The 6,000-nt window shown below is 65.5% G+C and carries 6 protein-coding genes; 3 read left to right on the top strand and 3 right to left on the bottom strand.

Annotated elements, in window-relative coordinates:
* The first annotated feature begins 732 nt into the window (after positions 1 to 732).
* Positions 733 to 1,227: a hypothetical protein gene (locus AC069H_RS42280; protein ID WP_478236108.1), complete on the top strand. Its 495-nt coding sequence runs from the start codon at positions 733 to 735 to the stop codon at positions 1,225 to 1,227.
* Positions 1,228 to 1,455: 228 nt separating this feature from the next.
* Here AC069H_RS42280 and AC069H_RS42275 read toward each other — a convergent pair whose 3' ends face one another.
* From AC069H_RS42275 to AC069H_RS42265, 3 genes are all read right to left on the bottom strand, one after another.
* A complete protein-coding gene (locus AC069H_RS42275; protein ID WP_478236107.1) occupies positions 1,456 to 2,445 on the bottom strand; it encodes a hypothetical protein in 990 nt (329 codons plus the stop codon).
* Between the two features lie 821 nt (positions 2,446 to 3,266).
* A complete protein-coding gene (locus AC069H_RS42270) occupies positions 3,267 to 3,563 on the bottom strand; it encodes a hypothetical protein (RefSeq protein ID WP_478236106.1) in 297 nt (98 codons plus the stop codon).
* Positions 3,564 to 3,696: 133 nt separating this feature from the next.
* Positions 3,697 to 4,407 (bottom strand): nucleotide-binding protein, encoded by a 711-nt coding sequence (locus tag AC069H_RS42265; protein WP_478236105.1) that lies wholly within the window; start codon positions 4,405 to 4,407, stop codon positions 3,697 to 3,699.
* A 180-nt stretch (positions 4,408 to 4,587) separates the two neighbouring features.
* On the opposite strand from AC069H_RS42265, the gene AC069H_RS42260 reads away from it, so the two are divergent.
* Together AC069H_RS42260 and AC069H_RS42255 are read left to right on the top strand one after the other, a co-directional pair.
* Positions 4,588 to 5,463, top strand: coding sequence for an NUDIX domain-containing protein (locus tag AC069H_RS42260; protein ID WP_478236104.1), 876 nt, complete (start codon positions 4,588 to 4,590; stop codon positions 5,461 to 5,463).
* On the top strand, positions 5,463 to 5,975 hold the full coding sequence (locus tag AC069H_RS42255; RefSeq protein WP_478236103.1) for a hypothetical protein: 513 nt from the start codon (positions 5,463 to 5,465) through the stop codon (positions 5,973 to 5,975). The genes AC069H_RS42260 and AC069H_RS42255 overlap by 1 nt, the downstream gene beginning before the upstream one ends.
* Positions 5,976 to 6,000 lie beyond the last annotated feature (25 nt).

Genomic DNA, 6,000 nt, shown 5'->3' with positions numbered 1-6,000 from the left:
CCAGGCATCTGGTGATCGCTGCGCTCATCCTCGCTGCGCTCGTCCACTCAGGGGACACCTGTTCTCCGTGGGAAGCTCTGAACTCAAGGAGCAAAATTCGTTGATGTGCAAGAGAAATCGCGCCGGTTGCTTTCTGTCCACAGTGGACGAACACTGCTTCTTGTGGACAGAGAATTCCGCATTAAGCATGTGCGAAGGACCATTGTATCTGATCGTTTTGGACGTCAAAACTGAGCAAAGTCCAGGTAAAAGTATGTGCGTACGTACTTGCGATCATGGTAAAGACTCAATCGGCATGGTTGCATAGAGTGAGCATTTACAGTGATCTGCAGATGCGCGCGCGTGTGTGCTCGTTCTATACCCCCACCATTGGTGCAAAAAGTGGTCCTTTGGTCCACGAGCGACATTTCTGCAGGTGAAGGGCATGAATCACGCGGACCAACTCGCGCGAGGCTCAAAGTCGAACTGGTCCCGGCGGACCAAACTGGTCCCGCCGGCGGCGTCGTGGACCAGTTTAAAAACGTATCTTGCAGGCAAATCGGGCATATCAGGCAGTATCACGTTATCGTACCGATACAGTACGCGCGTTTCGTTAGCGTGTTCAGCGCGTAGTCAAAAGAGCGATTTCGTCTCGAAGTGCACGCGCCGGCGTGTGACCGCTCCTGAGCGCACTTCCGTTGCTATCGTGTCCACCGAGTGGACGACCCCTGTGTCTGAAGTGGAGCAACCCGCATGCCAGAAAGCCCGTTGAAACAAACTCTCAAGTCGGAGGCCGAGGTCGACGCCTGGCTCGGTTGGGTTGATCGCACGTACGGCCTGGCGAGCTGCAGCGTGGACAAGGTCGCCGGCGGTTTCGCGGTCGAGGCGAACCTGAAAGAGCAGCCACCAGTGCCACCAGTGCCCGCCGATGAGGGTTCAGCACCACCTGCAGAGCAGGCGCCAGCGCCGCCTGCCGAACCCTCTCCCCCCGCGGGTCCAGCTTTTGACGCACTCGCTGAGCTGGTCGCCGGTGCTCAACTGGACGAGATGCCCCGCGATGCCCTGGTCGCCCTGCTCGAGCAAGTCCGCGGCGCACGGGCCAGCTGGGACCAGTTCGAGGACCTGGTCCTGCAGGCCGCTCACGAAAAGGGCGCAAGCCTGCGAATGCTCGCGGCCGCGCTGCAGGTGGGAAGCCCTGAAGGCGTCGCGAAGCGCCTTCGCCGGCTGGCTTCCGCGAAGAAGTCCTGATCAAGCAGAGAAGACGAAAAAGCCTGTGCGTTGACGTCGACGCACAGGCTTTTTCGTGGCTAAACGGGTAGCCGCCGAGCTGCACTGACTCTGAGTTCCCAGCCAGGCGCCCGGCGGCGTCAGGAAGCTCGCGTGCCCCAGGTAGAGGTGCGAACCAACGCACGTGCCTTGCTGTTGTCCCTGCTTCCCGCGTTGCGCATATTAGCGGCACCCACCGACAAGAACGGTTCAGCACCTCGCGTACGCGGTGATTTGGGAGCCTTCGCCGTAGCGGGAATCCATGGTGAAGATCCCCAGCCGACTCGGACCGGCCGTCGGCGGATCGACCTTGACCGCACAGGCGTCGACGACCATGCGAGTCGAGCTGACGTAGGTGACGGCGTTGCTGGCCAATGGCATCACGGTGACCGCGTTTTCGTATGCGCGCCCGGATGGAACCTGTCCCGCCAGCAGCATGATCGCGTTTTCGCACAGGTCGGCTCCGTGCGCTTGCGCGAAGTCCCGCGCGGTGGGAGGCGTGAACGCGAAGCAGATCACTCGCGGATCGCGGGAGCTGATCGCGCGCGCGATGCCCCACACCACGTCCACCCCGGTCCGGGGCAGGATCTTGGCGACGGACTGCTCATGCAGCGCTTGCCGCTCGGCTTCCTGTCGTCGAGTATCGGCGGCCGCATCGAGTCGCCACCCGACGATGCCGAGCGTCAGCAGGACGACGGCGACCACCAGCGCGGCGATCGGCTGCCAGCGCGCGACCGGGCGGCCGGCCAGTCCGAAGATCTGGACCCGGCCGGTGCGCGGAAACGTCAGCCGCGGAATCGGCGCGGTGATCTCGTTCGGCGATTCGGGCGGCGGCATGAGCTGCGAACCCCGCACGGCAGGCGGGGCCGGTGACGCGACTCGCGTCTTCCGGTACTTCCAGGACCACCACAAGCCTGCGACGAAGGCGAGTCCGCCGAAGGTGAGCGACCAGCCCCACAGCGGGATGCTCAGCAGCCACCACACGTCCGCGACCGCCAGGCCTACCGCTAGCGCGCCCGGACGCCGGACGCCGATGAGCGCGGCCACCACCAGAATCCCGAGCGCAAGTACCCATGGCCACCAGTCGCCCAGGAACGACCACAGCACGACGGCCAGCGTCCCCGTGAACACCAGCGCCGCCCATTCCACACGGCCCCCGGCTGATCCCTGCCGGACAGGCCTCCCCTGCATGGTCGGCATGTCGTCCACGGTAGCCGCCGACGGCTCGATGAGCTGACTATTTAGGGCTGGAGCGCGGCTAGAAGCTTGTGCGTTGACGCCGATGCACAGGCTTCGTCGTGCGCGAAACTGGTCAGGTTCGATGGATAGCCGCCGAGCCGCACTGACTCTGAGTTCCCAGTCAGGTGCCCGGCGACGTCAGGAAGCATGACGCGGAGGCGTCACAGCGGACCGTCTAATCGTGTCCAGCGTGACGGCTGCGCGTCATCGTTGCGTGCGACGTCGCCAGGCCGTGGTGCGGCAGGCTGGAGAGCAGTAACGGGCATCGACGCGTCGCCGCACGCCTGCCCAAACCATCGCGCCGCATACAGGGCACGCGGCCCGGTCCATGATCGAGCTGGCTAACTCCATGGTTGCCACGTCGTAGGAACACCACCGTTCGTACGCCTGACGGTTCCGGTGTGGCGGTGGCGGGCCGGTGATGGCCATCGCCTTGATCAGGCCGCGCTGCCGGAAATCAGCGAGCCGGGCGCGTCGGCGCGCCCGGTAAGCCCGAGCGACGCACGCGGGCGAGCAGTACCGGCGTCGCGAGCTTGCGCTGCGCGGGAGAGGCTGTCGGCACTGGGCGCAGCGTCGCCGCTTCGGCTTCGAGGTGACCACGAAACCAGCGTCTCCCGCAGTTGGCTCATCACGGAAGAAGCGGGGGAATAGTACTTGCTCCGAATAATTCACATCGCCTTGCTGACCTCGTCGTCGTTGCGTGCAGGGTGGCCGGCGGGGGGCGGCATGACGTCGACGTGGTGTTCGACGAACATGCTGCCGCCGCTCTTGTGTGCGTGAGGCTATTCGGCGTCGGCGGGCCAGCGGTGCGCGATGAGTTCCGCCGATCGAACCCGCGCCAGCTTGTCGATCCGCCGACGCAGCCGGATGTCCTTCTGCCACAGCTCGACCATCGCGCGGATCCGCACGGTCGCCTCGATGCCGTCGTCGACCCGCGCCTGCGCCAGGTCCCGGCGCATGTCTTCGGGCATGGGGACGGCGACGCGCCCCTTGTTCTTCCGGGGAGCCTCAGGGGCGTGCTCGTTCGGAAGCGGCGTGCTGTCGTCGTCACTGACGGGCTGCTCCGGGATCTTCGGCAACCTGGGCTTCTTCGCCTGGTCCCCCTTCCCCGCGGGAGGTTCTGGTTTTGCAGGTTTTACGGGCGCAGGGTCGGCCTTCTTGGTGTCGTCTGCCGGGGCCTGTGTTCCTCCCAGGGTTGCGGCGACGTTCAACCTAGCCACGGGTGCGCTCCTCTGCTGCTTCGTCCAGACGTGTGGGGATCATGATTTGAGAGCCTGCGCGTTTGAGGACCTCGCGGGTCAGGGCGCGCAGGTCGTCTTCGGCCTTGCGGATTTCGGCGTGTTTTCCGCCGAAGGTGGTGATCGGTCGCCGTGCCTGCTGCGCGTCGCGGACGCCGCGGTAGTCGCGCACGATGGTGCGGAACACCTCGATGCCGGCGGCTTCGAGCTGGCTCTGCAGGTCCATGGCTTCGGCCAGGGCGCGCGGGAACACCTTGGACAGGACCACGCCGTAGGGGATCCCCATCGGCTTGAGGACTTCCAGGCAGAACGGCGCGACGGTTTCCATGTCGAACTGCGACGGTCCCATCGGGACGACCAGCTGGTCGACGACGGGGCGTTTCCCGTCGGATCCTTCGAGGGCCGCTTTCTGCTCTTGTGCCTTCTTGTATCCGGGAAGGTCGATCAGGGTGAAGATGTGGCCGCTGTGCAGCTCGCGAAGTTGCGCGATGACGTGGGGGTCGTCGGCGTAGTCGAAGTCGACGTTCAGCAGCTCGCCGTTCTTGTTGATTCCCTCGAGGTAGGGCAGCGTGTTTTCCTGCCCGCCGGAGTCGAGCACCATCACCCGACGTGTGGTGTAGCGACTGATCACGGCGGTCATGCCGCACGTGATCGTGCTCTTGCCGACGCCGCCCTTGGGCGACATGACGCCGATGATGTGGGTCATGGGTAGATCTTAAAGGATGGTCGCAAGATCAAACGCACAGTCTTTTTCGCGGTAGAAGTATGTGCGTAGGACCAAGCTTCACCCGCTTGGGGGTATCGGTCGCACATGCTTCCGTCGCAGAATGTCCACTAAGTGGACACGATCGAAAGGTTCAACCCCGTGACGAACAAGCTCACGAAGGTACTCGCCGACCAGACCGCCCATCGCACCTACGTCGTAGCCGCCCCGGCTCGCGCCGCCGAGGTTCTCGGCTCGTTCGAGTCCGCGTCGATGGCTGAGCACTACGTCCGAACCCACAACGACACCCACCCGTGGACCGACGGCTCCTCGAAGGCGCGCGTGATCGCCGCCCGGCTGAACCTCATCGGCGGGAAGTCCTCCAGCGTGGCCCGCCTGCTGGTGGTGCGCGGCCTGGTCGAGCGCGAGGACGTCACGCTGTTCGAGTTCGGTCCGGACGCGTACCACTACCTCACCCAAGACAGCCGTGACGAGATCACCCGCGAGATGGTCGAGGTGCCGTTCTTCGCTCACGACCAGTTCATCCCGGCCCCGGCTGCCAGCGACGGCCACTGGTCGCCGATGTTCTTCACCGCTGACCTGGTGTTGTTCGCCGAGTCTGGCGAGCAGGCGTTCGACAGCAACGCTCGCCGCGTCCTGCTGATCCGCCGCTCCCCGACTTCCGAAGCGTTCCCCGGCTGCTGGGCATTGCCGGGCGGCTTCGTCGACCCCGGTGAGGACTCCGCCACCGCCGCGCTGCGCGAACTCAAGGAAGAGACCGACGTCGACGACCTCACCGCGGCGGACCTCACGTTCGTGAAGCTGGCTGATCAGCCCGGCCGCGACCCGCGCGGCCGGATCGTGTCCGCCGTCTACACCGCCCCGGTTTTCCCGCACGCCCCCAAAGCGCTGGCAGGCGACGACGCGGTGGACGTCGCGTGGATGCCCGTCACCGACGCGCTCGCTGGCCGCGCGGGAGAGCTGGCCTTCGACCACGCCGACCTCATCCGCCACACGCTCATGACGATGGAGTCCTGATGAGCCTCTTCCGCCGCCGCCACGCTCGCCGCGTCGACCTTGACGTACGCGAAGCTGAACTGGAGGAACTGCGTACCCCGCCCGCTGTCCCGCTGACCCGCGCCGACGTGCAGCTGCTGCTGACCGGGCTGACCGAGTCCGACCGCCTGCGCATGATCCACCGGCCGGACATCAGCGGCCCCGGCTTCTACACGTCCGCCGCTGCCGAGATCATGCGCACCACGGCGCTCGCCGGTGCGCTGGGACACGACACGGTGCCATACCCGACCCCCCGTCGCGTCCGCCTGTCGTCGACACCGAACCTGACCAACGTTCACCGCGACCTGCTGAAGTGGGCTCCCAGGGCTGCTAGCACCCCGGCATTCGGTCTTCTGATCCTCAAGATTGAGGCGTTGTCGGCCCTGTCGTCCCGCTCCGGCTGGACGTGCACGAGAGACCGAGACGCAAACGCGTGGTGCTGGACGACGTCGCCGACCGTCGATGAGGTCACCCGGCTGCTGCCGGGCGCCTAGCGAAAAGCTCCGGTGCTTCGCGCCG

The organism is Amycolatopsis sp. NPDC043887, from assembly GCF_056435665.1.
The sequence above is the reverse complement of the archived record's forward strand: the minus strand, read 5'-3'. Positions and strand labels throughout refer to the sequence as shown.